The sequence below is a fragment of the Acidithiobacillus acidisediminis genome, assembly GCF_023277115.1.
GTDB classification, from domain to species: domain Bacteria; phylum Pseudomonadota; class Gammaproteobacteria; order Acidithiobacillales; family Acidithiobacillaceae; genus Igneacidithiobacillus; species Igneacidithiobacillus acidisediminis.
This window is the reverse complement of record NZ_JALQCS010000001.1, coordinates 1,200,084-1,224,946: the sequence shown is the minus strand read 5'-3', so window position 1 is coordinate 1,224,946 and position 24,863 is coordinate 1,200,084. Positions and strand designations below refer to the sequence as shown.

General features: G+C 58.4%; 26 protein-coding genes. 6 read left to right on the top strand and 20 right to left on the bottom strand.

The features are described 5' to 3' along the window. Position 1: 1 nt before the first annotated feature. The 13 genes from M5D89_RS06275 to M5D89_RS06215 form a co-directional block, all read right to left on the bottom strand. Entirely contained in the window at positions 2-352 is a 351-nt protein-coding gene (locus M5D89_RS06275) for a PilZ domain-containing protein (RefSeq protein ID WP_248884983.1), read from the bottom strand. Continuing rightward, positions 349-1,314, bottom strand: a complete 966-nt coding sequence (locus M5D89_RS06270) for a DNA polymerase III subunit delta' (RefSeq protein ID WP_248884982.1) — start codon at positions 1,312-1,314, stop codon at positions 349-351. Before M5D89_RS06270 ends, M5D89_RS06275 begins: the two co-directional genes overlap by 4 nt. Then, positions 1,307-1,951, bottom strand: a complete 645-nt coding sequence (gene tmk / locus M5D89_RS06265; RefSeq protein WP_248884981.1) for a dTMP kinase — start codon at positions 1,949-1,951, stop codon at positions 1,307-1,309. Before tmk ends, M5D89_RS06270 begins: the two co-directional genes overlap by 8 nt. After that, positions 1,948-2,952 (bottom strand): endolytic transglycosylase MltG, encoded by a 1,005-nt coding sequence (gene mltG / locus M5D89_RS06260; RefSeq protein WP_248884980.1) that lies wholly within the window; start codon positions 2,950-2,952, stop codon positions 1,948-1,950. The genes tmk and mltG overlap by 4 nt, the downstream gene beginning before the upstream one ends. Continuing rightward, complete coding sequence (locus M5D89_RS06255; RefSeq protein WP_248884979.1) at positions 2,949-3,812, bottom strand: aminotransferase class IV; 864 nt, start codon at positions 3,810-3,812, stop codon at positions 2,949-2,951. Before M5D89_RS06255 ends, mltG begins: the two co-directional genes overlap by 4 nt. A gap of 6 nt (positions 3,813-3,818) precedes the next feature. Further along, positions 3,819-5,060 carry a beta-ketoacyl-ACP synthase II gene (gene fabF, locus M5D89_RS06250; RefSeq protein WP_248884978.1) on the bottom strand — a complete coding sequence of 414 codons (1,242 nt, stop codon included), beginning with the start codon at positions 5,058-5,060 and terminating at the stop codon, positions 3,819-3,821. Between the two features lie 33 nt (positions 5,061-5,093). Further along, the gene (acpP, locus tag M5D89_RS06245) at positions 5,094-5,342 is read right to left on the bottom strand and encodes an acyl carrier protein (protein ID WP_215873220.1); all 249 of its coding nucleotides are present in this window, start codon (positions 5,340-5,342) and stop codon (positions 5,094-5,096) included. Positions 5,343-5,423: 81 nt separating this feature from the next. After that, positions 5,424-6,164: a 3-oxoacyl-ACP reductase FabG gene (gene fabG, locus M5D89_RS06240; protein WP_248884977.1), complete on the bottom strand. Its 741-nt coding sequence runs from the start codon at positions 6,162-6,164 to the stop codon at positions 5,424-5,426. Continuing rightward, entirely contained in the window at positions 6,164-7,099 is a 936-nt protein-coding gene (fabD, locus tag M5D89_RS06235) for an ACP S-malonyltransferase (protein WP_248884976.1), read from the bottom strand. The genes fabG and fabD overlap by 1 nt, the downstream gene beginning before the upstream one ends. A gap of 35 nt (positions 7,100-7,134) precedes the next feature. Then, on the bottom strand, positions 7,135-8,070 hold the full coding sequence (locus M5D89_RS06230; RefSeq protein WP_248884975.1) for a beta-ketoacyl-ACP synthase III: 936 nt from the start codon (positions 8,068-8,070) through the stop codon (positions 7,135-7,137). After that, positions 8,070-9,170 (bottom strand): phosphate acyltransferase PlsX, encoded by a 1,101-nt coding sequence (plsX, locus tag M5D89_RS06225; protein ID WP_346347707.1) that lies wholly within the window; start codon positions 9,168-9,170, stop codon positions 8,070-8,072. The genes M5D89_RS06230 and plsX overlap by 1 nt, the downstream gene beginning before the upstream one ends. Next, a complete protein-coding gene (gene rpmF, locus M5D89_RS06220; RefSeq protein ID WP_248886443.1) occupies positions 9,119-9,262 on the bottom strand; it encodes a 50S ribosomal protein L32 in 144 nt (47 codons plus the stop codon). The genes plsX and rpmF overlap by 52 nt, the downstream gene beginning before the upstream one ends. A gap of 22 nt (positions 9,263-9,284) precedes the next feature. Further along, entirely contained in the window at positions 9,285-9,794 is a 510-nt protein-coding gene (locus tag M5D89_RS06215; RefSeq protein WP_248884974.1) for a YceD family protein, read from the bottom strand. Positions 9,795-9,979: 185 nt separating this feature from the next. Between M5D89_RS06215 and carA the strand changes: the two genes are divergently transcribed. From carA to M5D89_RS06195, 4 genes are read left to right on the top strand one after another with little or no spacing between them, the layout of a single operon-like run. Next, positions 9,980-11,125 (top strand): glutamine-hydrolyzing carbamoyl-phosphate synthase small subunit, encoded by a 1,146-nt coding sequence (gene carA / locus M5D89_RS06210; RefSeq protein ID WP_248884973.1) that lies wholly within the window; start codon positions 9,980-9,982, stop codon positions 11,123-11,125. Beyond that, a complete protein-coding gene (carB, locus tag M5D89_RS06205; RefSeq protein ID WP_248884972.1) occupies positions 11,112-14,345 on the top strand; it encodes a carbamoyl-phosphate synthase large subunit in 3,234 nt (1,077 codons plus the stop codon). Before carA ends, carB begins: the two co-directional genes overlap by 14 nt. Next, a complete protein-coding gene (greA, locus tag M5D89_RS06200; RefSeq protein WP_248884971.1) occupies positions 14,345-14,821 on the top strand; it encodes a transcription elongation factor GreA in 477 nt (158 codons plus the stop codon). The genes carB and greA overlap by 1 nt, the downstream gene beginning before the upstream one ends. Positions 14,822-14,830: 9 nt before the next feature. Beyond that, entirely contained in the window at positions 14,831-15,670 is an 840-nt protein-coding gene (locus M5D89_RS06195) for an undecaprenyl-diphosphate phosphatase (protein ID WP_248884970.1), read from the top strand. A 3-nt stretch (positions 15,671-15,673) separates the two neighbouring features. On the opposite strand, the gene M5D89_RS06190 is transcribed toward M5D89_RS06195, so the two are convergent. The 7 genes from M5D89_RS06190 to M5D89_RS06160 are packed head-to-tail and all read right to left on the bottom strand — an operon-like array spanning position 15,674 to position 22,981. After that, complete coding sequence (locus M5D89_RS06190; protein ID WP_248884969.1) at positions 15,674-16,864, bottom strand: MFS transporter; 1,191 nt, start codon at positions 16,862-16,864, stop codon at positions 15,674-15,676. A gap of 37 nt (positions 16,865-16,901) precedes the next feature. Further along, a complete protein-coding gene (locus M5D89_RS06185; protein ID WP_248884968.1) occupies positions 16,902-17,843 on the bottom strand; it encodes a heme o synthase in 942 nt (313 codons plus the stop codon). A gap of 12 nt (positions 17,844-17,855) precedes the next feature. Continuing rightward, on the bottom strand, positions 17,856-18,800 hold the full coding sequence (locus tag M5D89_RS06180) for a cytochrome C oxidase assembly protein (RefSeq protein ID WP_248884967.1): 945 nt from the start codon (positions 18,798-18,800) through the stop codon (positions 17,856-17,858). 19 nt (positions 18,801-18,819) lie between these two features. Continuing rightward, a complete protein-coding gene (locus M5D89_RS06175) occupies positions 18,820-19,176 on the bottom strand; it encodes a cytochrome o ubiquinol oxidase subunit IV (protein ID WP_248884966.1) in 357 nt (118 codons plus the stop codon). Beyond that, entirely contained in the window at positions 19,173-19,805 is a 633-nt protein-coding gene (locus M5D89_RS06170; protein ID WP_248884965.1) for a cytochrome c oxidase subunit 3, read from the bottom strand. Before M5D89_RS06170 ends, M5D89_RS06175 begins: the two co-directional genes overlap by 4 nt. A 52-nt stretch (positions 19,806-19,857) precedes the next feature. Next, on the bottom strand, positions 19,858-21,999 hold the full coding sequence (locus M5D89_RS06165) for a cbb3-type cytochrome c oxidase subunit I (protein ID WP_248884964.1): 2,142 nt from the start codon (positions 21,997-21,999) through the stop codon (positions 19,858-19,860). 22 nt (positions 22,000-22,021) lie between these two features. Then, positions 22,022-22,981, bottom strand: coding sequence for a ubiquinol oxidase subunit II (locus M5D89_RS06160; protein ID WP_248884963.1), 960 nt, complete (start codon positions 22,979-22,981; stop codon positions 22,022-22,024). 470 nt (positions 22,982-23,451) lie between these two features. Here M5D89_RS06160 and M5D89_RS06155 point away from each other — a divergent pair, with 470 nt between their 5' ends. Beyond that, positions 23,452-24,201: a DJ-1/PfpI family protein gene (locus M5D89_RS06155; RefSeq protein ID WP_248884962.1), complete on the top strand. Its 750-nt coding sequence runs from the start codon at positions 23,452-23,454 to the stop codon at positions 24,199-24,201. Further along, positions 24,191-24,859, top strand: coding sequence for a ribose-5-phosphate isomerase RpiA (gene rpiA, locus M5D89_RS06150; RefSeq protein WP_248884961.1), 669 nt, complete (start codon positions 24,191-24,193; stop codon positions 24,857-24,859). Before M5D89_RS06155 ends, rpiA begins: the two co-directional genes overlap by 11 nt. The last annotated feature ends 4 nt before the right edge of the window (positions 24,860-24,863 follow it).

Here is a 24,863-nt window from a genome sequence, read left to right as displayed (position 1 = left end):
CTCAAAAAGCCAGGATTTCGCGTTTTTGCCCTTTGGGAAGGCTGCTGACAATACTCTGGATCCGCGTAAGCACACCGGAGCGGTCATTGGTGAAACGAATGCCCATGGACGGCGGATGACCATCGCGGTTGTCCTTGGGCATGATCCAGATCACCTTGCCCTGCAACGGGGTACGCTGACCGTTGTCGGGCAAAGTGATCATGAGCAGCACGTCCGCGCCCATGGGCAACAGATTGGGCGTCTCCACCAGAATGCCGCCGCCGCGCACCTGCGGCAGGAAATAGCGTTGCACCGATTCGGCATCGCGCAATACGACCGAGAGTGCACGAGCTGCAGGATCCATCGTACTCATTGATCTTTGCCTCCAAAATACCAGCGCCACAGCAGGCGTTCCAACCGCATGGGGATCTGCAGATTCTGTCTGAGATCCGTCGCCAGCTGTAGCCACGCCTGATAGTCTAGCCACAACTCCCCAGCCGCACGTGCCGCAATCCAGGCCGGCAAGCCAGTCGGAAAATATTGCGCCGTCAGTCCTTGTTGTAGTCGAAAAATGTCTCGATACAAGTCCAGCATGGTGTCGCGGAGCCATAGAATCCGCTCTTCCTCCTTGCCCCACTTTGCCACCAACGGCCAAATCTGTTCCGTACGCGGGACAGCAGGGAGCAAGACCCGCTGCAACCCCGGAACTTCGCCCCAGATCTCGCTGCCAGCGAGCTCCAGGGCACGCGCCGGCCGATCTGCGTAGTGCTGGGCAAGCAGGGAAACATCTTCTTCCTTGACCCCCCTATTGCGCAGATAATCGGCACAAGCGGCGACATCGGCGATCGGCGCGCCAAGGCGTTGGCAACGCGAGCGAATCGTCGGTAGCAGTCGAGATGGGCTGCCACTCAACAACAGGATCCGCGCACGTGGCGGTGGCTCCTCCAAACCCTTGAGCAGGGCATTCGCCGCCGCTGTACTCATCTGCTCGGCAGCGAGGACACGCAGCACGCGCAACGGCCCCGACTGAGGGGTGTACGCAAGAAAATCGATACCTTCGCGGACCTGTTCGATACCCAAGGTCTTGCCATTTTTGGCTACCAGTTCGAGGTAGTCAGGATGATTTCCGGCCTCGAGCAGATGGCAGGAGAGACAGTGACCACAGGACTGCGCACCACTCTCATGACACAACCATAAGCGTACGAGTTGCGCTGTCCACAGCGCGCTCAAGCTATCGGCGCTGCCTTCCACGAGCACGGATTGCGACAGCCCCTGCGCGCGACTCGCGGCAAGCCAAGGCGGCGGACGAAAATATTGTCTGGCGTTGCTATCCATCTTTCCCATTGATGGCTGGAATTCGATCTCGCAGTCCTTGGCGCAGCTGCATCTCCACTTGAGGCAGCGGCAGACTCGCGTCGACACGATAAAAACGCTGCGGCTCCTCTGCGGCACGGGCGGCAAAGGCTGCCTGCGCGCGGCGAAAAAAATCGATGCTTTCCCGTTCCAGGCGGTCGGGACGCCTCTCCCGGATGCGCTCTGCAGCCAGTTCGGGGGCGAGATCGAGCCAAAAGGTCAGATCCGGTTGGCGAGAAATCTCCGCCCAACGCGAGAGTTCAACGATGCGACTGAGGGGGAATCCTCGGCCACCGCCCTGGTAGGCAATGGTAGAATCTTCAAAGCGATCACAGAGCAATACCTTACCTGCCGCCAAGGTCGGCAAGATCCGTTGGCGCAAGTGATTGCGGCGCCCCGCATAAAGTAGGAGCAGCTCTTCTTCGACATCAAGCTGCAGGTCCGGGTCGAGAAAGATACTGCGCAGGGCCTCCCCCAGAGGGCCACCACCCGGCTCCCGACTGCGCTCCACCTGGTAACCGAGGGCGTGGATCTGCTCTGCCAAGTAGGGCAAGACGGTACTTTTTCCGGCCCCCTCGATCCCCTCGAGGGTAATGAAATATCCCGTTTCTGTGGTCATTGTTTCGTACTCGGCTGGAGATAGCGCTGAATCTGCTGCTGATGCTCGGTAAAGCCCTTAGAGTAATGATATTCGCTGCCTTTGGCGATGAAGTACAGGTCACTGCTGGGGGCGGGATGGAGAACCGCCTGCAGCGCCTGGAGCGAAGGCATGGCGATGGGCGTGGGCGGCAAACCCGCATGCAGGTACGTATTGTAGGGGCTTGGTACTTGCATTTGCTGCGGCTGCAGGTGGCCTGTGTAGGCTTTCCCCAGGGCGTAGATGACGGTGGGGTCGGATTGCAGGGGCATGCCCGCCTGCAGGCGATTCAGAAACACGGCGGCGATACGCTCTTGCTGCGCCAACGGTGCCCCCTCTCGCTGCACGATGGAGGCGAGAATCAGTGCCTGGTAGACATTCCGTAACGGTAAATCTGCGGCGCGGCCCTGCCACGCCCGGGTCAATTCCAGAGTCATCCCCTGGGCCGCTTGCCGCAACAAGGTGATAGCGGGTTCGCCAGGAACATAGCGGTAACTTTGCGGCAAAAGACAACCTTCGGCGCTACCGTGGGCATCTGCCAAGCCACCCAGAAAGTGGGGCAACTGCGCTGGTGGCGGCAAGCCCCCGTGCTCCAGATATGGGGAGCTGCGCAGTCGTTGGTAGACCTGCTGCAAATCCATCCCGGGGATGATGGTAAAGGTGAGAGGTTGGGATTTGCCCGAACGCAGGACCGAGAGCACAGCGGCCATACCGACCCGACCGCGGAATACATACAGGCCTGCCCGCAGTGGCGGGCGTCCATCGATCTGCCACAGCAAGCGAAATAGCATCGGAGAGGGCAGCAGCCCCTCGCGCTGCAGGGCACGCATACTGACGTCGACGCTCGCACCCAAGCGGATGGGAACCGTGACTCCAGCGGCGGGCAGGGAGATGGGATAATACAATGCCCACAACGCCCAGCCGAGCAATGCCAGGACGGTAAACAGCAGGAGCAAGATGCCCCGCAACAGCCATCTTCTCACGCCATCTCCGGAAACAGCCCGAGTTGCTGTCCCCACCCAGCCAGACGCTGCGCCAGACTACCCTGCGCGCCGGGAAGATCACGCTCCTGCCACCGCCGCACTGGCCAGGAGCAAATCAGGCTATTGCAAAAAAGGATCTCTTCCGCTCGCTCTAGCGCCTCGGCAGGCTCTCGTACCACTTCCACCGTCAGGCCCCAGGACCGGGCCTGTTGCAGGATAGCGCCCAACTGAATGCCGGCAATCCCGCCGTCCTGTAAATCCGGGGTCAGCAACCGGTCGCCAATGCGCCAGCACAGATTACTCTGGATGCCTTCGCGCAAATTGCCAGCCTGGTCACAGAGCACGGCCTCCTGCCACTCTTCCGGTAGGGCACGCCATGCCATGATCTGATTGAGACGGTTAAGGGTCTTTACGGTCAGATACTCCTCTCCACACTGCAGCGGGACCGCAGAAAGGCCGGCACAGACACCTTCCTGCCAATAACGCTTGGGGCGCAATGGCCAATCCTGCAGGAGGAATAACAGCGTTGCGGCGCTCCGCTGCGGCGTCGCATAGCCCTGTCCCTCGCTTCGCACGCACAAAATTTTCAACACGAGCCGCTGATGGGGGTTGGTTGCGGGAAGGCTCGCAAGCAGGTCCTGCCACAGGCAGGTCAAGGAATGATCGTCTGGTAGGGCCATCCCCAGGGCAGTTGCTCCCTGCCGCAAACGCCGCAAATGTTCTGCCCAAAAGAGGGGCCGTAAAGCAATGACGGCGATGGTTTCGAAGAGACCATCGCCGTATTGGGTTGCCCGTGCCAGGGAGTCGACAGCCGCAGGGTCCTGCAGAATACCGTCGACGCTGCAAGCAAGGACCGCCACGGGCCCTCAGTCGTGGAACTTGCGAAACACGAGGGTGCTGTTGGTACCGCCGAAACCGAAAGAGTTGCTCAACGCCACATCGATGGCCTGATGGCGCGCCACATTGGGGACATAATCCAGATCACAGCCCTCACCAGGCTGCTCCAGATTGATGGTGGGTGGCAGGATGCCCTGATGCATCGCCAAGGTCGTAAAGACTGCCTCGATACCCCCAGCTGCCCCAAGCAAATGGCCCGTCATGGACTTGGTGGAACTCATGGCGATGCGCTTGGCATGGGGTCCAAAAACAGCCTTCACCGCCTCCGTCTCTGCAAGATCGCCGAGCGGTGTGGAGGTACCATGCGCATTGATATAGTCCACTGCATCGGTAGGCAAACCCGCATTGCGCAGGGCTACCTGCATGCAGCGTGCAGCACCTTCCCCACCATTGGCTGGTTGGGTCATATGATAGGCGTCGGCACTCATGCCATACCCAACCACCTCGGCGTAGATCTTGGCACCACGACGGCGGGCAAAATCGAGCTCTTCCAGGACGAGAATGCCAGCACCCTCGGCCAACACGAAGCCGTCCCGCTCTGCGTCCCAGGGCCGACTGGCCTGCTCCGGTGAATCATTGCGGGTCGACAGGGCGCGCGCCGCAGAAAAACCGCCCAGGCCCAACGGGCTGATGGCAGCCTCGGCACCGCCTGCAATCATCACATCGGCATCGCCGTACTCGATGAGCCGTGCCGCATCGCCAATGGAATGCGTTGCCGTAGAACAGGCCGTCGCCATAGCAATATTCGGGCCTTTCGCGCCGTAGAGGATCGACACATGGCCGGAAACCATGTTGACGATACAACGAGGAATGAAGAAGGGGGAGATCCGTCGTGGCCCACTTTCCATAACCACCGAGTGCTCGGCTTCGATTCCCGGCAATCCACCAATGCCACTGCCAATGGAGACACCAACGCGTTCGGCGATTTCTGGCGTGATTTTGAGCCCCGAATCTTCCATCGCTTCCATGGCAGCGGCAAGGCCGTAATGAATGAACGGCTCCATCTTGCGCGCTTCTTTGACCGGCAAATATTGGCCGACATCAAAGCCTTTCACCTCACCAGCAATTTGCGAGGCATAGGGCTCTGGGTCGATGCGCGTAACCCGAGCAATACCGCTCCGGCCATGAACGATGCTGTCCCAGGAGCTGGGTACACCAATCCCGACGGGAGAAACAATTCCCAGGCCGGTCACTACAACGCGTCTTTTCAAAGAAGATACTCCACACCCAACGATCGGATAATCTTAGGCATCCTGCTTGGGCAGGTGCGCACTGACGTAATCGATCGCCTGCTGCACCGTGGAAATCTTTTCTGCTTCTTCGTCTGGGATTTCGCAGTCGAACTCTTCTTCCAGAGCCATTACCAATTCAACATTATCCAAGGAATCGGCACCCAGATCATCGGCAAAGGAAGCCTCATTGGTGACTTCGTCTTCGTTCACACCCAACTGCTCGACGACCACTTTTTTCACACGTGCTGCGATATCATCCATGGGAGAAACTCCTCAGTTGGTAAAAATTATTTTCGGCGGAATTGGACCACAGCTAGCGCGGTCCTGTAAAGGTAAAGAGACTCAGCCCATCCACAAACCACCATTCACCTGCAGGGTCTCACCGGTAATATAGCCAGCCTCGGCGGATGCCAGGAAGGCCACGGCGGCCGCCACATCCTGCCCTGTGCCCAAGCGCGCGGCGGGGATTTGCGCCAGCAGGTGCTCGCGCTGGCTGTCGCTCAAGGCGGCGGTCATATCCGTGGCGATGAAGCCCGGCGCCACACAATTGACGGTCACTCCACGCCCCGCCACTTCGCGCGCCAGGGCGCGACTGAAGCCCATGACGCCGGCCTTGGCCGCTGCGTAATTGCTCTGCCCGGCATTGCCCATCATTCCTACCACCGAAGTGATGCTGACGATACGCCCATACTGTGCTTTGATCATATCCCGCACACAAAGCCGACTGAGGCGATAGACGGCGCGCAAGTTGGTATGCAGCACGCGATCCCAATCTTCATCCTTCATCCGCAGCAGCAACTGATCGCGGGTGATGCCAGCGTTGTTGATCAGGATACTGGGCGCACCCAGATCGCCACGAATCTGCGCCAGCGTCGCGTCCATGGCCGCATCGTCGGTGACGTCCAAGACATAACCCCGCCCCTGCGCAGCAATCTTGGCAGATAATGCCGCAGCACCCGACTCACTGGTTGCAGTGGCCGCTACCCGGGCCCCACGGGAGAGAAATTCCTCGACAAGAGCCGCACCAATCCCGCGGCTGCCACCGGTTATCAACACCACCTGACCATCCATTGCCGAACGCATTAGAGATCTTCCAGGGCCATGACGAAGCTCTTTTCGTCATCCAAGGACAGCATACGCAGACTGGGCTCAATCCGTTTTCCGAGCCCGGACAAGACCTTACCCGGCCCCATTTCGACAAAGGTAGTGGCGCCCTGACGGGCGAGGAAGCGAATGCTTTCGGTCCAGCGCACGGGCGAGAATATCTGCCGTCGCAAAGCCTCACGAATGGCGGCAGGGTCGCGATGACTTTGTGCATCGACATTCTGTACCAGGAGCATATTGGGACTGCGAATCTCTACCTGGGCAAGATCGGCAGCAAAGGCTTCTGCCGCCTCGGTCATCAGGGAACAGTGACTGGGCACACTGACCGGTAGCAGAACCACCTTCTTGGCACCGGCATCCTTGGCCCGCTCACTGAGTCGCTCGACTGCGGCGCGCTGGCCGGCCACGACGATCTGTCCCGGGGCGTTGAGATTGGCCAGCTCCAGTACCTCTCCCTGCGCCTCGCGCTGGCACAGGGCACGCAGATCTTCCTCGGCAATGCCAAGGACGGCGGCCATCGCCCCAGCGCCCTCGGGGACAGCATCCTGCATCAGCGCACCGCGACGGGCAACGAGGTGTAAGGCATCGGAAAAATCCAGACTGCCTGCCACCACCAGCGCGGTATACTCACCCAAGGAGTGACCGGCGACGAAGTCCGGGGCGGAACCGCCCTCTTCCTCCCAGGCGCGGAACACTGCGTAACCTGCCGTAAGCATGAGGGGTTGTGTCCATCGGGTCTGATTCAGTTCCTCGACGGGGCCTTCCTGCGCCAGTTGCCAGAGATCCCGGTGCAGCAGATCCGAGGCCTCGGTAAACACCTCGCGCAGTACCGGACGACTGGCGCTGATGGCAGCGAGCATCCCGATCGATTGTGACCCTTGACCCGGAAAAACAAAGGCTATGGAACCCTGCACTGCAATCTCCTTGCATTCATTAGTTGGCTTGGCGCTCAGACCCAGCGTAGCAGGGCCGAGCCCCAGGTAAAACCACCGCCGAAGGCCTCGAGCAGGAGCAACTGCCCAGGGCGGAAACGTTGCACGGCACTATCCAAGGCCAACGGCACAGACGCCGCGGAGACATTGCCATGCTCACCGACAGTTAGCACAACCCGATCCATCGGCAGACCCAATTTTTCTGCCGTCGCCTGAATGATGCGAATGTTGGCCTGATGCGGCACCAGCCAGTCAATATCACTACCCTGCAGGCCATTGGCAAGCAAGGTTTCCTGCACGATTTCCCCTAAAGTACGCACCGCCATGCGAAAGACGGCATTTCCCTGCATCTGCAGATGACTCTCGGCCTCCGGTACCTGCAGAAGCTCGGCGTACCGCCCATCCGCATGCAGGTGCGTAGAAAGGATCCCTGGGCTCTCTCCTGCACTGAGAATAACTGCGCCCGCGCCATCGCCGAAGAGGATACAGGTGCTGCGGTCCTGCCAGTCGACAATGCGGGACATGGTCTCGACCCCGATCACCAAGGCCTTTTTCGCCGACCCATTGCGCAAAAACTGATCGGCAGTGGCGAGGGCATAAATGAACCCCGTACACACCGCTTGCACATCAAAGGCGGCCGCGCCCTGATTCCCCAGGCGCGCCTGCACCAGACACGCGGTACTGGGGAAAATCTGATCCGGTGTCGTCGTCGCGACAATGATGAGATCGATGTCTGAAGCCTTGAGTCCTGCGGCCAAAAGGGCACGTTCCGCCGCCCGGGTGGCCATATCGACGCTGCCCTGCCCTTCTGCCGCCAGATGCCGCTGATGAATACCCGTTCGGGCAACGATCCACTCGTCGCTGGTGTCGACCCAGCCACTCAATTCGTGGTTATCGAGCACCCTCTCCGGCAAGTAGGAGCCGGTAGCGATGAGTTGACTATATTTTGGCATCAGGCGCTGTTGCGAATCACTTGGGCCAGATCGTCTTGCACTACCTTAGCAATCTCCAAGGTAAGGCGATGGCGTGCCTCGGCAATGGCTACTTCCACAGCGCGAGCGAAAGCCAAGCGATCGGCGTTGCCGTGACTTTTGATGATGATCCCGTTGAGACCGAGCAGGGTGGCACCATTATACTGCCGTGAATCGAGGCGACGGCGGAGCTGCTGCAAAATAGGACGATTGATGAGATAGGCCAGACGCCCGTAGGTGCTGCGCGTGTAGCTGGCGCGCAGTTCCTGGCGCACCATTGCCGCCAAGCCCTCGGAGGTCTTGAGAAAGACATTGCCAACAAAGCCATCACAGACCAGCACGTCACAGCCGCCTTGGTATACCTGCGAGCCCTCGACGTTACCGACAAAATTCAGGTGACTCTGGCGCAGCAGAACGTTGGCCGCCTTCACCAGTTCGTTGCCCTTGATTTCCTCAGAGCCAATATTGAGCAGACCCACCCGCGGCTTAGCCGTGCCCGTCACCTGGGCAAAAAGGATCGCGCCCATGACGGCAAACTGGAGGAGATGTTCCGGGTGACAATCTACATTTGCGCCCAAATCCAGGACCAGGACCCGACCGTGCTGGGTAGGTAGAAAGGCCGCAATAGCCGGCCGATCGATCCCCGGGATGGTGCGCAGGAAGACCTTGCCCATGGCCATTAGCGCGCCGGTATTGCCAGCGCTGACCACGGCGTCCACGTGACCATCCCGCAACAGACCGATGGCCACGTGCATGGAGGAATCGCGCTTGCCGCGCAGCGCCTGCGAGGGCGCCTCGTCCATCGCCACCACCTGACTGGCGTGCTGGATCTGGATCTGTGCGGATCCTTTCAAACGGCTGCGCTGCAGCTCCGAACGCAGAACGGCCTCGTCACCAACGAGGCGGAACTGCACATCGGGATAGTCCTTGATGAGGCCAACGAGGGCACGCAGGACCGTGCGCGGTCCTGAGTCGCCACTCATGGCATCGACGGCAATCTGCGGCAACTTGTTGGCGTCCGGAAAGCGCTTCAGGCGTCGACGGACTTCCGTACCATTTCGCGGCCCTTGTAGTAGCCGCACTCCGGACAGACGTGATGCGGCAGCTTGCTCGCTCCGCAATGATCACAGGTCGACCGGTTGGTCGCTGTCAGAAAATCGTGGGCCCGACGCATGTCGCGCTTAGATTTGGATGTTTTACTCTGGGGAACTGCCATGATCTCGCTTCTCCATCAACAAATACGGACTTGTATCGAGGCTCGGCACCTCGACCCCCGAAACCGGGCAAGCGCCGGAGGTCCACTCCGCACAACGCGGCAGGAGCGGCAGTGCCAACAGCGCCTCTTCTTCCAACCATTCCTGCAGGGCCAGGGTACCTCCCGGCGCCAGCACCACTTCCCGCTGCGCATCTACGGCTGCCAAGGTCGCTTCCACTTCGGCGATCCCCACCTGGATGTCTTGCCGAAGCTCCCAGGGCATGGCACCCAGACAGCGCTCACAGCGCAAGAGTCCCCGAATACGCAGTACTCCATCTGCGAGCACGACCCGCCCGCGGCGTTCCAATTGCAGATCGACCGTTACCGAATCCAGCCGCTGCACGGCCTGCTGCAAGCGCAGCCAGGCGCCAAAATCCGGCTCTCCATGCAATCGCTCTCCCGTGGTAGACACTCGGGAAATCAATAAGGTGGAAGCGCGCGCCGCAGTCATGAGGGCGGCATATTACCGAGCCCGGCGGCGAGAGTAAAGTATATCATCGCATAGTCGCCTTGGATGGATCGGAACTCGCTGCGTTTGACCCGATTATGCCGGGTTATCTAGAATAGAAAAAGTAGATGGGAGGCCTCTGCCCTCCCATTTTTTGCATCTTCTCTCTGGCAATTTCGAGGTGGATTTTGGACGCAGTCCTGGCATTGGCCGATGGCCGTATCTTTCATGGTGCAGGCTTTGGCGCCGCCGGCTTACGGGCGGGTGAGGTTTGCTTCAACACGGCAATGTCGGGATACCAGGAAATCTTGACCGATCCCTCCTACCGCGGGCAGATCGTTACCCTGACCTATCCCCATATCGGCAATGTTGGCGTCAATGCAGAAGATGCGGAGGGGCGAGAAATATTCTGCGCCGGGCTGCTCGTACGCACTCTACCCCGGGCTGCCAGCTGTTGGCGCGCCCAGGAAGACCTCAACGACTATCTACAACGGCATGGCATACCCGGCATGGCGGAATTCGACACCCGAGCCCTCACGCGGCACTTGCGCGAACATGGCGCACAGAATGGCGCCCTTGCGGTCGGTACATCCATCTGCGTCGACACTGTGCTGGCCGCGGCTCGCGCCTTTCCCGGCTTGGAGGGCGCCGATCTCATCGCCGAGGTGACCGACGGTCAGCAACAGGAATGGCGACAAGGCAGCCCAGCCCCCGAGCACGGCTACATCAGCCAAGAGCCAGCAACAGAGAAGAAGCATCATGTGCTGGTCATGGATTTTGGTGCCAAGCGCAACATCCTGCGCCTCCTGGCCGATCGGGGCTGCCGCGTCACCGTGTTGCCGCCGAACAGCAGCGCAGCCGAAATCCTGGCGCTGGATGCCGATGGTGTATTGTTCAGCAATGGCCCCGGCGATCCCGCCGCCTTGACGCAGGCACAAGATACCCTGCGTACGGTGGTCGAGTCGGGGATGCCCACCTTTGGGCTCTGCCTCGGCCATCAACTACTCGGACTTGCCCTCGGTGGCGAGACGCAAAAAATGAAGTTTGGTCACCACGGCGCCAATCATCCGGTACGAGATCTGCGCAGTGGTCGCGTACTGATCACCAGTCAGAATCATGGTTTTGCCGTTCGTGCAGAGAGTCTGCCAGACAGTGTCGAAGTCACCCATGTATCTCTCTTCGACGGCAGTTTGCAGGGGATGCGCCATCGCCAGCTTCCGGCATTCTCTTTTCAGGGACATCCGGAAGCCGGGCCGGGTCCACATGACGCCAGTGTCATATTTGATGAGTTCGTTGCCCATTTCGCCAGGAGGGAAACCCATGCCTCGGCGTGAAGATCTACGGAGTGTGCTGATCATCGGTGCCGGCCCCATTGTCATTGGCCAGGCCTGCGAGTTCGATTATTCCGGTGTGCAGGCATGCAAGGCCCTGCGCGAGGAAGGGTGCCGGGTCATCCTGGTCAACTCGAATCCCGCCACCATCATGACCGATCCACAGACTGCAGATGCGGTCTACATCGAGCCGGTGGAATGGGAGACCGTTGCCCGCATCATCGAACGGGAACGACCCGACGCCATCCTCCCCACCATGGGAGGCCAGACTGCCCTGAACTGCGCGTTGGACTTGCATCGTGAAGGGGTGCTCGATCGTTTCGGCGTGCAGCTGATTGGCGCCAGTATCGCCGCCATCCGCGAGGCCGAAGATCGCGGTCTGTTCAAAAAGGCCATGGAAGAGATTGGCCTGGAGGTCGCGCGCTCCGCCTTTGCCCACCACCTCGACGAGGCGCGGGAAATTGCTGAAAACATTGGCTACCCAGTGATCATTCGCCCCTCTTTCACCCTCGGCGGCACCGGTGGAGGCGTCGCCTATAATCGCGAAGAGTTTGAAGAAATCGTCACCCGCGGGCTGGATGCCAGCCCCACCCACGAAGTCTTGATCGAAGAGTCGGTGATCGGCTGGAAAGAGTTCGAGATGGAAGTGGTGCGTGACCGTGCCGACAACTGCATCATCATCTGCTCGATCGAAAACCTGGATCCCATGGGGGTTCATACCGGTGACTCCATCACCGTGGCACCGGCTCAGACCCTGACGGATCGCGAATATCAGGTCATGCGCGACGCTTCCATTGCCGTGTTGCGGCGCATCGGCGTCGACACCGGGGGCTCGAATGTGCAGTTTGCCGTCAACCCGCGCAACGGGCGGCAACTGGTCATCGAAATGAATCCACGGGTGTCCCGTTCCTCCGCGCTGGCCTCCAAGGCGACGGGTTTTCCCATCGCCAAGGTAGCGGCCAAACTGGCGCTGGGCTACACCCTCGATGAACTGCGCAACGACATCACCCAGGCAACACCTGCCAGCTTCGAACCCAGCATCGACTATGTGGTGACGAAGATTCCCCGCTTTGCCTTCGAGAAATTTCCCGATGCCGACGCCCATCTCACTACCCAGATGAAATCGGTGGGTGAGGTCATGGCTATGGGCCGCAGCTTCCAAGAGTCCCTGCAGAAAGCCCTGCGCGGGCTGGAAACGGGGATGGATGGCCTGAATGAGCTGGACAGCAGTAAGGACCTGGATGCGGCGCAGATGGAGCAGGCCTTGCGCAACCCTGGCCCCGAGCGCCTCTGGCAAGTTGCCGATGCGTTCCGCCGCGGTTGGAGCCTCGCCCAGGTACAGGAATTGACCCAGATCGATCCCTGGTTTCTCGAACAGATTGCCGAGCTGGTGGAAACCGAAAATGGCTTGCGTGGCCTCGCCCTCGCCAGTCTCGACAAACTCACGCTACGTCGCCTCAAGCGCCTGGGCTTCTCCGATCGACGCCTGGCGCAACTGCTTGGCTGCCGCGAGTCGGCGCTACGAGAGCATCGCCAGAAACTCGGCATCCGCCCCGTATACAAGCGGGTGGACACCTGTGCAGCAGAGTTTCACTCGCCTACCCCCTACCTCTACTCTACCTATGAAGACGAGTGCGAGGCGAAGCCCAGCACCCGCAAGAAAATCGTGATTCTTGGGGGTGGACCCAACCGCATCGGCCAAGGGATCGAGTTCGATTATTGTTGTGTGCATGCGGCTATGGCCATGCGTGAGGATGGCTACGAAAGCATCATGGTCAACTGCAATCCGGAAACGGTATCGACGGACTATGACACCTCCGATCGACTCTATTTCGAGCCGCTCACCTTGGAGGATGTGCTGGAAATCATCCACGTCGAGCGTCCCGAGGGGGTCATCGTCCAGTTTGGGGGCCAAACCCCACTCAAGCTCGCCAACGACCTCGCTGCGGCGGGGGTGCCGATCATTGGTACCAGCCCCGACTCCATCGATCTGGCCGAGGACCGAGAACGCTTTCAGCAGTTGTTGCAGCGCCTGCAACTGCGCCAGCCAGAAAACGCCATTGCCCGGAGTGGCAGCGAGGCCCTGCAACACGCCCGCGCCCTGGGTTATCCGCTGGTCGTGCGTCCCTCCTACGTACTCGGTGGCCGCGCCATGCGGATCGTCTATGCTGAGGATGATCTGGAGCGCTACATGCAGGAAGCCGTGCGCGTTTCCGAGGATCAGCCGGTGCTGCTCGATCGTTTCCTGAACAATGCCTTGGAAGTGGATATCGACGCCGTGGCCGATGGGCAGCGCGTGCTCGTTGCGGGCATCATGGAGCACATTGAGCAAGCCGGCGTCCATAGTGGTGACTCTGCCTGCTGCTTACCCCCCTACTCCCTACCCATGGAGATACAGACCCGACTGCGGCAGCAAACCGAGGCATTGGGCAAGGCGCTCGGCGTAGTGGGTCTGATGAACTGCCAATTCGCTGTCCAGGGAGCAGATATTTTTGTACTGGAAGTGAACCCGCGTGCGTCTCGCACGGTGCCCTTCGTCTCCAAGGCGGCGGGCATTCCGTTGGCGAAGATTGCCGCGCGCTGCATGGCGGGCAAAACCCTGGCAGAACAGGGCGTGGAAGAAATCACCTTGGGTCAGCACTTCAGCGTCAAGGAAGCGGTCTTTCCTTTCCTCAAATTTCCCGGTGTTGATGTGCTGTTGGGTCCAGAGATGAAATCCACTGGCGAGGTCATGGGCATCGGCAGCAGTTTTGGCGAGGCCTTCCTCAAGGCACAGATTGCTGCAGGGGAGCACCTTCCGCGCCAAGGCACGGTCTTTTTGAGCGTGCGCGATGCGGACAAGGAAGGCATCATCACCGTAGCACGAGAGCTGCATCGCCTGGGCTTTACCTTGATCGCCACGCGCGGCACTGCCAAGTACCTCGAGCAAGCCGGCCTGGAGGTCGCGGCAGTCAACAAGGTGACGGAAGGCCGCCCCCACATCGTCGATGCCATCAAGAATGGCAAAGTACAGATCATCATCAATACCGTCGATGAGCGGCAGTCGGTGCGCGACTCCTTCAGCATCCGTCGTGCCGCCCTGCAGATGGGGCTCACCTACTACACCACCTTGGCCGGCGCCACGGCGGGTGCCGCGGCTCTGAGTGTACTGCTGAGCCAAGAACGTAGCGTTGTTTGTTTGCAGGATCTGGCTAGCCAGTCCCCTTCCCGGAGATCAGTGTAATGAGTGATAAAATCCCGATGACCGTCGTCGGCGCCCAACGTTTGCGTGAAGAGTTACAACGCCTCAAAAGCAAAGATCGTCCTGCGGTGATCGAGGCCATTGCCGAAGCAAGGGCCAAGGGCGACCTCTCCGAAAACGCCGAATATGACGCGGCGAAGGAACAACAGGGTTTTATCGAGGGACGGATTCGGGAGATCGAGGACTTCATCGCGCGCGCGCAAATCATTGATCCCAAGTCTCTCAATGCTGGCGATCGCATCGTCTTTGGGGCCACGGTAGAGCTCGAGGATGAGGAAGGGCAGGCCATTACCTATCAGATCGTCGGTGATGCGGAGGCGGACATCAAGGAAAACAAGATCTCCATCAGCTCTCCTGTCGCCCGTGCCCTGATCGGTAAACACGAAGGCGACAGCATCGAAGTCAACGCCCCCGGCGGAACCAGAGAATATAGCATTCTCAGCGTTCGCTATCTCTGAGCCGCATCCATGGTCCATCATTTTTATCTGTTTTTCCTTGCGGCGTTGCAAGGCGTTACCGAGCTTTTCCCGATCTCCAGTCTCGGGCATAGCATTCTCGTGCCGGCCATCTTCCGCTGGCCCATCAATCGCGATGCCTCCTGGTTTTTGCCCTTTATCGTTGTCTTACACCTCGGTACGTTGGCGGCATTACTCAGCTTTTTTTGGCGCGACTGGGTTTCACTGCTTGGTGCCTTTCTGCGCGATCGGGGACGGCCACGCAGCGCTGAGACTAGGCTGCTCTGGCTCCTGGTACTGGCAAGCATTCCCGCTGGACTCCTGGGTCTTGCCCTTGCGCATCGAATCAAGGACCTCTTCGGTGGCTTCAGCTTTGCTGCCGTGGCCCTGATGGTCAATGGCATTCTGCTCATCTGGGGGGATCGTCTGCGTGCCCGGGAACCGAGCCACAACCTCGAAAAACTGAGCTGGCAGCGCGCCTTGGTCATCGGTTTCGCACAATCTTTGGCGCTGATTCCTGGCTTTTCCCGCTCTGGCGCAACCCTCGTTGCCGGTATTGGCGTAGGGCTCGACTACGCCAATTCAGCGCGCTTTTCCTTCTTGCTGGCAACCCCAATCATCGGCGCTGCTGGCCTACTCGAAGTTCCTAAATTGGTGCATCAACATCTGCAGCATGGACTTTTGGGCGTCATTATCATCGCCGGCGTCATCTCCGCCATCTTTGCCTGGTTTTCCGTTTGGTTCCTGATGCGCTATTTTCATCAACACGAAATCAAGGCACTACGGCCTTTCGGAATCTACTGTATTCTCTTTGGCATCTTTGCACTGATTGTGGGCAATGGTGGCCTGTAACGCTCAGGAACGTTCTTCCGCCGCCAGCAATTTTCCTACTGCACCCCCAGCCATCGTGCTTTGGAGAGCCAGGGCGATTCCAACCACTGCCAGGATATAGAAAACCCCCTGTACCCCAATCCAGCCCAAACCCCATCCGCCCACTACCCCGCCAGCGAAAATGCCGAGAAACTGCATCAGGGAATAGACACCGCTGGCTGCCCCACGCTGCTCTGGAGCGGTAGATCGGCTCATCATGGAGGGCAGGATGGCGGAGGCTATGTTATAGCCGCCAAAAAAGATAATGGCAGCGATGCCAACTGGCCAAAAAAAACCTGCAAAGAGTCCCATCAGCAGGGCACCAATGGCAATCGTCACCCCACTAATAGCGAGCATGCGCCGATGTTGCTTGTGTTTTTCGGCATAGATAACAGGGTAGAGCATGACCACAATGCCGCCGAACATGACGGGGAGATAGACCTCCCAAATGGCACCCTGGGTCACCCCCATGGCCCGCAGCAGTTCCGGCGAAAGCACCACAAAGCTCGCGCCCAGAACCATTTGCAGGATAAAAATACCAACACTCGCTGCCTGCACCGCCGGATGCGCGAATATGCGCAAGGCATCACGGAAGGAGCCCATGCGCCGCTGCTGTCCCTCCGGGATCTGCGGAATCACCAACAGTAACGGTAGAAATGCCAGTGCGCCGAGGACTGCGGCCCCCCAAAACACTGCCGCAAGGCCGGCGATGCCATAGATGATTGGTCCCAACGCCATGCCCAGCACGTAGGCAACGGAAATACTCCCGCCAATCGCTGCCATTGCCTTGGTGCGATGGGCATCATCGGTGAGATCTCCCGCTGTGGCCAATAAGACCGAGGACACGGCCCCGGCTCCTTGCAGCACACGGGCCAGCACCACACCCCAGATGTTATCCGTGACTGCGCCAAGTACGGAACCGAGGATAAAGAGCAGAAGACCGAAAATCAGTACGGGTTTGCGACCAAAGCGATCCGAGGCGCTCCCAAAGGGAAACTGTAACATCGCCTGCGCCAAGCCATAAATTCCTACTGCCAGTCCCAGCAAAAACGGTGTGCTGTCGCGCATGGCGTGGGCATCGAGGGCAAGCACGGGCATCAACATGAATAGCCCGAGCATTCGCGTCATATAAATAAAGCTCAAGCCAAAAACGGCTTTCTTTTCACGGCTGGTCATTGGCGGGCCCGCAGGGCGGGCACGCCGACCGGAGGCTTTAGAGGAGGCCATACGCCATCACGACCTTGCCCAGCAGCAGGGCGGTGAAGAGCAAGAAGAGATAGGTGATGGAGAAGGCAAACATCTTTCGCGCGTACAGATCCATCTCCGTCCCTTCGGGTAGCTTGCGCAGGCGTAGGGCCATGCCGACGAACCAGGCACCGGCTATCCAGGCGATACCGCCATAGATCCAGTCGTGATTCAGAAAGGCAGGCACCAGACTGACGATCCAGGTTGCCACGGCGTAGAGGAGAACTTCTCGACGCGTACGGTCCACACCGTGCGTTACCGGCAGCATGGGGATGCAGGCCTTGGCGTAGTCACGACGGCAGTAGATGGCCAGTGGCCAGAAGTGGGCTGGAGTCCAGACAAAGATCAGCGCCACCAGAAGCAGGGGCAAGGCGGCCATGGAACCGGTGACTGCCGTCCACCCGATCAGGGGAGGCAAGGCACCGGCGAGCCCCCCCCAAACGATATTCCACGGAGTGCTTGGTTTGAGGTAGAGGGTATAGACCACACCGTAGCCGACCGTACCCAACAGCGTAAGGGCCAGTGTCAGCGGGTTGGTCCAAATCCACAACACCGTCACCGCCACGGCCAGCAGAAGCAGGGCATAAAGGATGGCACCGTGGCGACCAATTCGACCTTCCGCCAGGGGACGCCGATGGGTGCGCCGCATGTGCTGGTCGAGTTCGGGTTCGACGATCTGATTCAAGACCCCGCCAGCGCCACCGGCGAGGGCGATGCCGACCAGCCCGGCAATGGCCGCCGGCCAGTGCTGGATACCTCCCGGCGCGAGCAGTTCTCCCACCGCGGCGGTAAAGACCAACAAGGAGACTACCCGCGCCTTGGCCAGGACCCAAAGATCGCGCAGCAATTGCAGCGCGGAACCCGGGCTGGGCAATAGAAGGGGGGAGGACTCACCGAGAGATTTCGCCATGACTGTAATTCCTTAACGCCAGACCAAGACGATGGCGAGGCTCATGGAGAGCACCATGCCTTGATGGAAGGCCACCAGGATCCCTGGATCCTTGGGCTTGAGATTGACCGAATGGAACAACAGGAAGCCAACGGCGACCTGGATCACCGCCAGATAAAACGCGACGGGGAAAGCCGGCATATACCAGCCCAAAGTCGCGACCAACAGTAGTGCCGCAGAAACATGTGCCGCAACGGTCCACTGCGAGGCCTTCTGCGGACTCACAAACGCGCCAATAGCCTGACCGAAACCACGCTGGCCCGTGGTCATTCCACCCAGGAAGACCGCCAGTAAAAGCGCATGCAATGCCCCTATGGAACCGAGATAAGTCCAGAAATTCATGCCCGGATAGGCCAGATTGACGAGATAAATCAAAAAGACCCCGTAGGCGAGCAGCCCATGGGTTCCATGAACCAGGGAAGGGGCCTTGCCGGCTAGGACATAGAGCGTGCCCATGCCAAACAGCGCAGTCACGACAATGAGTCCCAGGCCGGAAAGGGTGTTCACGCCCGGTGCCAGAATCGCCAAGGCCAAGGCTAGCAAACCCACCAAGGTGGCGACCACCCGATGCGCAGCCTCGGGATCGCTGCGTAACATCAGAATGACGATGTTCCGCGTGTAGGGCCATTTGGTCCCGAGAGACAGGCCATAGCCAAAGCCTTCGACCAGACTCCCTAGGAGAATGAGCACCATGGCAAAACCGACCTCGGTGGTAGAGAGGGCGCGCACCAGGGCGTCAACCACGCCGCCGCTGCTGCGCATCCCTTCAATTACCCCAGCCACGATGGCTGCCAATAGGGCCAGCCCAATCAGCTTGCCAATGACCCGTACGAAGGGGGTCATCTCCGGTTCTACCGCGTGCGGGATATTCTCCTGCCCCAGCGACCCGACCCGACCATTCTCAATAGCAGTAGACATCAATCCCTCCCGAATACCTCTAGTGCATTCCTGGCATCATTGGCATGGTGCGCAGGTACAGCTGCGAGAACATCCACCAGGTCAAGCCAATGGTAATGATGAATAACGGAATAAAGAGCACCAACGACACCGTATTCCAGATGTTGTGCTCCGAGACATCAAGATGCAGCAAAAAGTAGATCTGCGCGATGATGGCAATGGCGGCGCAAACCGTAATCACCAAAAGGAGACCAAACGGCGGAAAGGCGTGGGAAGAGACCATTGCCGTCGCCGCCAGCATCAACAACAAGGAAATCAGGAAGCCGGTAAAATATCCCCGCGTACTCGACATCTGTACTTCCGGGTGCAAGATCGGATTGTCGTGACCATGACTCATGACATGTATCCCCACAGATATACGAAGACATAGACAAAGACCCAGATGATGGCCTGCAGATGCCAGAACATGCGCAAGCTCAGCAAACGCCCCACCGTTTCGATGGTAAAACCTTTACCCACGATCTGGGTCATCATCACCAGAATCCATATCAAGCCAAAAAAGATGTGGGCAGCATGGACTTGCGTCAGAACGATGAAGGCCGAGGTACCGCCACTGGTTTGCACGGTGATGCCATGGGCGGCAAGGTCCATCATGTCGTGAATGTCGAGACCCAGAAAAATCGCCCCCAGTACGAAGGCAGCAACCAAACCGTTCATGAGACCAGCCTTGTTCCCCTTTTTGACTGCGCTCATGCCCATGCCATAAGCCAACACGCTCAGGAAGAGCGCCACGGTCTGGGTAAAGGTGTACCAGGGATGAACAAAATCCGCTGGTGTCGGGCCATTGAAATAACTGTGGGAATAGCTCAGCACGCCGTACGCCGCGAACAAGGTCGCAAAAAGCATGCCGTCGCTCAATAGATACAGAAAATAGCCAAAGCTCCGCGTAGAGATCACGTCATGACCGTGATAGTGGGTATCCCACAGCACCGCTGTCTTTGGATCGGGTGAATTGTGTGCACTCATCTTAGCAAATCCTCTTGTCAGGGGCGTGGCATGGGCCACGCCCACAATCCTCTCAGTGCTGATCCCCAGTACTCGGTGGCGTACCCAGGGGGCGAACGGATTGCCCCTCATAGGCCATTGCCCCGCCGGGTATTGCATGCTGTCCACCAGCATGGGGAAGATGTCCCTCCACCTGCTGCTGGCGCTGCATGGCCTTGCGCTCCATCTGCTCCAACTCTGCAGCGGTGACGATGTACCCCGGATCACCACGCCAGGAACGGACGATCATCAGCACGATGATGGCCAGCAGGCTCAACAGGCAGAGCCACCAGACCCGCCAAGTCAGGGCAAAGCCCAAGACGAAGGTCAAAGCGCCAATATAGATTGCCACGCCAGTGTTGTTCGGCATGTGGATGTCGACATATTGCGTCGGTTGCGCTTCATTGATGCCGTTGTGACGGCGCCAAGCCAATTCATCACGCGCATTGACATGCGGCGTCACGGCAAAGTTGTAGAACGGCACCGGCGAATGGGTCACCCATTCCAGAGAACGCGAAGTTCCCCAGGCATCCTGGCCCACACGGTTCTTCACCCGATCGCGAATACTCACGTAAAGCAGCACGAAAAAGGCCACCACCGACAGACAGTAGACGGCGATACCGATCTCTTCCGTGAGCAGATAGGGATGCCACGCGGTGTTGAAGACGTAATCGAGGCGCCGCGTCTCGCCCATGAAGCCGAGCATGTACATCGGCACGAAAACCAGCGCCGTGCCACCAGTGAAGAGCCAGAACATGGTCTTAGCCCAGAACTCATCGAGCTTGAAACCAAAGACCTTGGGAAACCAGAAGATCACTGCGCCAAAGATGGCATAGACGATCGTCAGCAACATGCAGTGGAAGTGCGCAATCACAAAGACGCTGTTGTGCACCATGTAGTTGATGGCAGGAATCGCCAACATCATACCGGTCAAGCCACCAATCAAGAGCAGGAACAACGCACCGATGGCCCAGAGCATGGCGGCGGTATAAGTGATGCGGCCGCGGTACATGGTAAAGGCCCAGTTGAAGACCTTCACACCAGTAGGAATGCCCACCAGCATGGTTGCCACACTGAAGGCACTGTTGACGTCGGGACCGGCACCCATGGTAAAGAAGTGGTGCAACCATACCAGCCACGATACGCCGGCAATGGCGAAGCTCGCCGCCACCATCGTGATGTAACCGAACAGCGGCTTCTCACTGAAGGCAGGGAAGATTTCCGACATCATGCCGAAGGCCGGCAGAATCACGAAGTACACCTCCGGGTGACCCCAGATCCAGAATAGATTGGTGTACAACATCAAGTTGCCGCCAAAGCCCGCCGTAAAGAAATGCGAGCCAAAGTAGCGGTCACAGGCAACCAGAAAAAGCGCTACCTGCAAAGCCGGAAAGGAAGTCAAGGCAATGATGTTGGCGGACAGGCTGGCCCAGGTGAAAATTGGCAGCTTGAACCAGGTCATACCAGGGGCACGCATCTTGACGATGGTGGCAATCAGGTTGATACCACCCAGCGTCGTACCCAAGGCGGTCAGTTCCAGGGTCCAGATCCAGTAATCAACCCCCACACCGGGACTGTATTGCAGTTCAAAGATCGGTGCGTAACCAAACCAACCGTTGTGCGCAAAGTCACCGACGAAGAGAGAGATCATGATCAAGCCGACGGCTGCCGCGGTGATCCACAGACCTAAGGCATTGAGATAGGGATAGGCCATATCCCGCGCACCAATCTGAATCGGCACGATGATATTCATGAAGCCGACCAGCAACGGCGTGGCCGCGAGCAGGATCATGATCAGGCCATGGGCACTGTAGACCTGTCCAAAATGGAATGGCGTCAGGTAACCATGCACGGCACCAAAAACACCGGAGGACTGCGGCCCGTTGGCCCAGACTTGCTGGGTACGAATCATGAGTCCGTCAACAAAGCCACGGAACAGCATCACCAAACCGAGGATGATATACATCACCCCGAGCTTTTTGTGATCGACGGTGGTCAACCACTCTTTCCAGAGATATCCCCATTTCTGGTAATAGGTGATGAGTCCCAAGATGATGATTCCACCGATGACCACGGCCACAAAGAGTGGCGCGATAATCGGGTTCGTATAGGGGATCTGGTCTATGGCCAGTCTCCCCAGTATGGGGTTCCAGCCCCCAGGCACTTGAACGAGCATTTGCGTCACCTCTCCTTTTTTCCTAGTCGCGCTGCTCTGCGGCTTGCTTTTGCAGGTAAGCCACCATGTTTTCCGTCATTGCCGGCGGCAACGGCCAAGTCTTGCCATCCATCACTTCCATCATCAGATGATCAAAGATCCCATCTTCCACATGCGAGAAATACACAATGCGGTGATGTACGTTGATATAGGGCTCGGCAAAGCGGTTGAAACTGGCATAGGTCATGGTCTTCGGCGAAGCCTGTACCTTGCTCACCCAGCTTTGGAAATCTCCTTTGCTGACCATCTTGGTGGGGAAGGTCATCCAGGAAGTACCAGCGCCAGCGTAATCGGAGGCAATACCCTGATAGACGCCAATGCGGTCGCTCTCCAGGGCATTTTTCGTGCGCATTCCAGGCATCACGTCGATCATCCCCACCAACTGCGGAATGAAGAAACCCGAGGTTACGGCCGTCGATGTCAAACGAAAAAACACCGGCGTGTGCACCGGCAAGACCAACTCGTTGGCAACGGCCATGTGATACTGCGGATAGACAAAGAGCCACTGCCAATCGGTGGCGATCACATCAACATCCACTGGATCACCCTTGGGCGCCATATGCTTGGTGATGACCGTCGGGTTGTAGGGATTGATCTCAAAGGTTCCCTTGACCGCAAAGTAGGATAGAAAGCCCACCGCGATGATCGGGATCCCCCACACCACCACCTCCAGGGTGTTGGAGTGTGACCAATGAGCATCATACTTGCCCCGATTCTTGCCCTTGGAGTATTTCCACATGAACCAAATCACCAACAGCGCGGTAAGACCCACGATGGCCCCCATGACCACCACGTCGATGACCATATAGCGCAGATTGGTAGCGGCCATCTTGCCCTGCGGATCAAAGATCCAAAAAATACCGGCATTGGCAATGCCAGCCCACAGAGCTGCCAGCGTGCCACCTCCCCATAATGCCAGTTGTTTTGCTTGTTTATTGAACATGACTACTTTCTCCCTGACGGATTCCTAGTTCCGCATTCTTTCTGTCACCGCAATAGCGGACGACACCCAAACCTTCGGAGAGGCACTCCCCTTTTCGCCCCTGCCGAAAAACGGATCTGCTCTGACCAAAACAGCAACTGCGAGCGATTCAAGCCGGTATTCATACAATATTGTATTTTTAACAGATTCTTTTCACCGGCGTTAAAGGTATGCCAGGGCAAAGCCGGAAGCAATAGATAGAGACTTCAAATATTTTTGGGAATACGCAGTATCTATTAGAGGACTGAATTTTCTAAAAACACTATATAATTACGTTAGTACTTTCTAATATGTAATTTTTCTATTTTTCTGGGCGAATAGGTAGAACGAAAGAATCAGTAGGAAAAACATTATCCTTACAACAATATTTATTTTAGGAAAAAATACAACATTGTATTTTTTAATATCCATAATTTTGGTATACTGGAGTTATGCTAGCAACGCAACCCTTTCTCGCCATCCTCCTGAGCAGCGCAACATCGTTGCGCCTTGCCGATGGCACCGCCATTGCCACTGGCATCTGGGCGGAGGAATTGTTGATTCCGTGGACGGAATTCCGCGCCGCTGGCTGGCCTGTTCTTTTCCTTAGCCCCGAAGGTGCCCCGGCCAGCATTGATCCGCAAAGTCTCGACCTGGAAAACCTCCAGGGTGATTCCGAAAAGCAACGGCACTTAGCGCTAGAGTCCGCCGCCATCCCCTTGGACAGCCCCATTTCACTGCACAAGATTGCCCCTCTGCTGCCAGCCCTGCGCGGGGTGTTCGTGCCCGGCGGCAATGGACCTTTGATGGACCTGCCCGAATCCGAGACGGTTGGCACCCTGCTGCAGCATTGTCGCGATCGACAGATTCCCGTGGCCACCCTCTGCCATGGCGCGGCTGCCCTTCTCGCCCGCCCCGCAGCAAGCCAGGATCGCCCTTTTGCTGGCTTTCAGGTAAGCTGCTTTCAGAAGCTGGAGGAAGAGCAGACCAGTCTTGCGGGACGCTGGCCCTACCACTTGGAAGAACGGTTGCGTGCCAATGCCTTTCAGGTGCTACACGGTGAACCTTGGCAGGCGCAGGTCTGTAAGGATCGCACCCTTTTCAGTGGTCAGAATCCTGCCTCTGCCCTTCCTCTGGCGCGGGCGTTTCTCGAGAGCCTGGAAGAAAATCGTCGTCATAGAGGAAGTAGACATGGATACTGATGCACTGAAGCGCATGGCTGCCGAGGCGGCACTCGATTACATCCAACCCGGCATGGTTGTTGGTGTTGGCACCGGTTCAACCAGCAACCACTTCATAGATGCTCTGGGGCGCGCCAAGATCGCTGTTGAGGGCTACGTACCCTCCAGCCTGGGCACGGCAGAACGGCTCAAAACTTTGGGGCTGCGGGTGCTCGATCTGAACGACACCGGCGACATTCCGGTGTATGTGGATGGTGCTGATGAAATCGACCCGCACTTCCGACTCATCAAGGGTGGCGGTGGCGCCCTTACCCGGGAAAAGATCGTTGCTTCCGCGGCGCGGCGTTTCATCTGCATTGCCGATCATTCCAAGGATCACGGCAAACTGGGAAGCTTTCCTCTGCCTGTCGAGGTCCTGCCCTTTGCGCGGAGCTTCGTGGCCCGGCAGTTGGTAAAACTGGGTGGCAATCCCAGCCTGCGGATGGGCTTCACCAGCGACAACGGCAATGTGATTCTTGATGTTGTTGGTCTGGACCTGACCGACCCAGCGGCCATGGAGAGCAAAATCAATAGCATCCCTGGGGTTCTCGACAATGGCATCTTCGCCTGGCGGCGCGCCGATGTGGTGATCCTGGGCAGTCCGGACGGCGTCATTCGCCGTAGTAACGCGCAGCAGTAGGAGA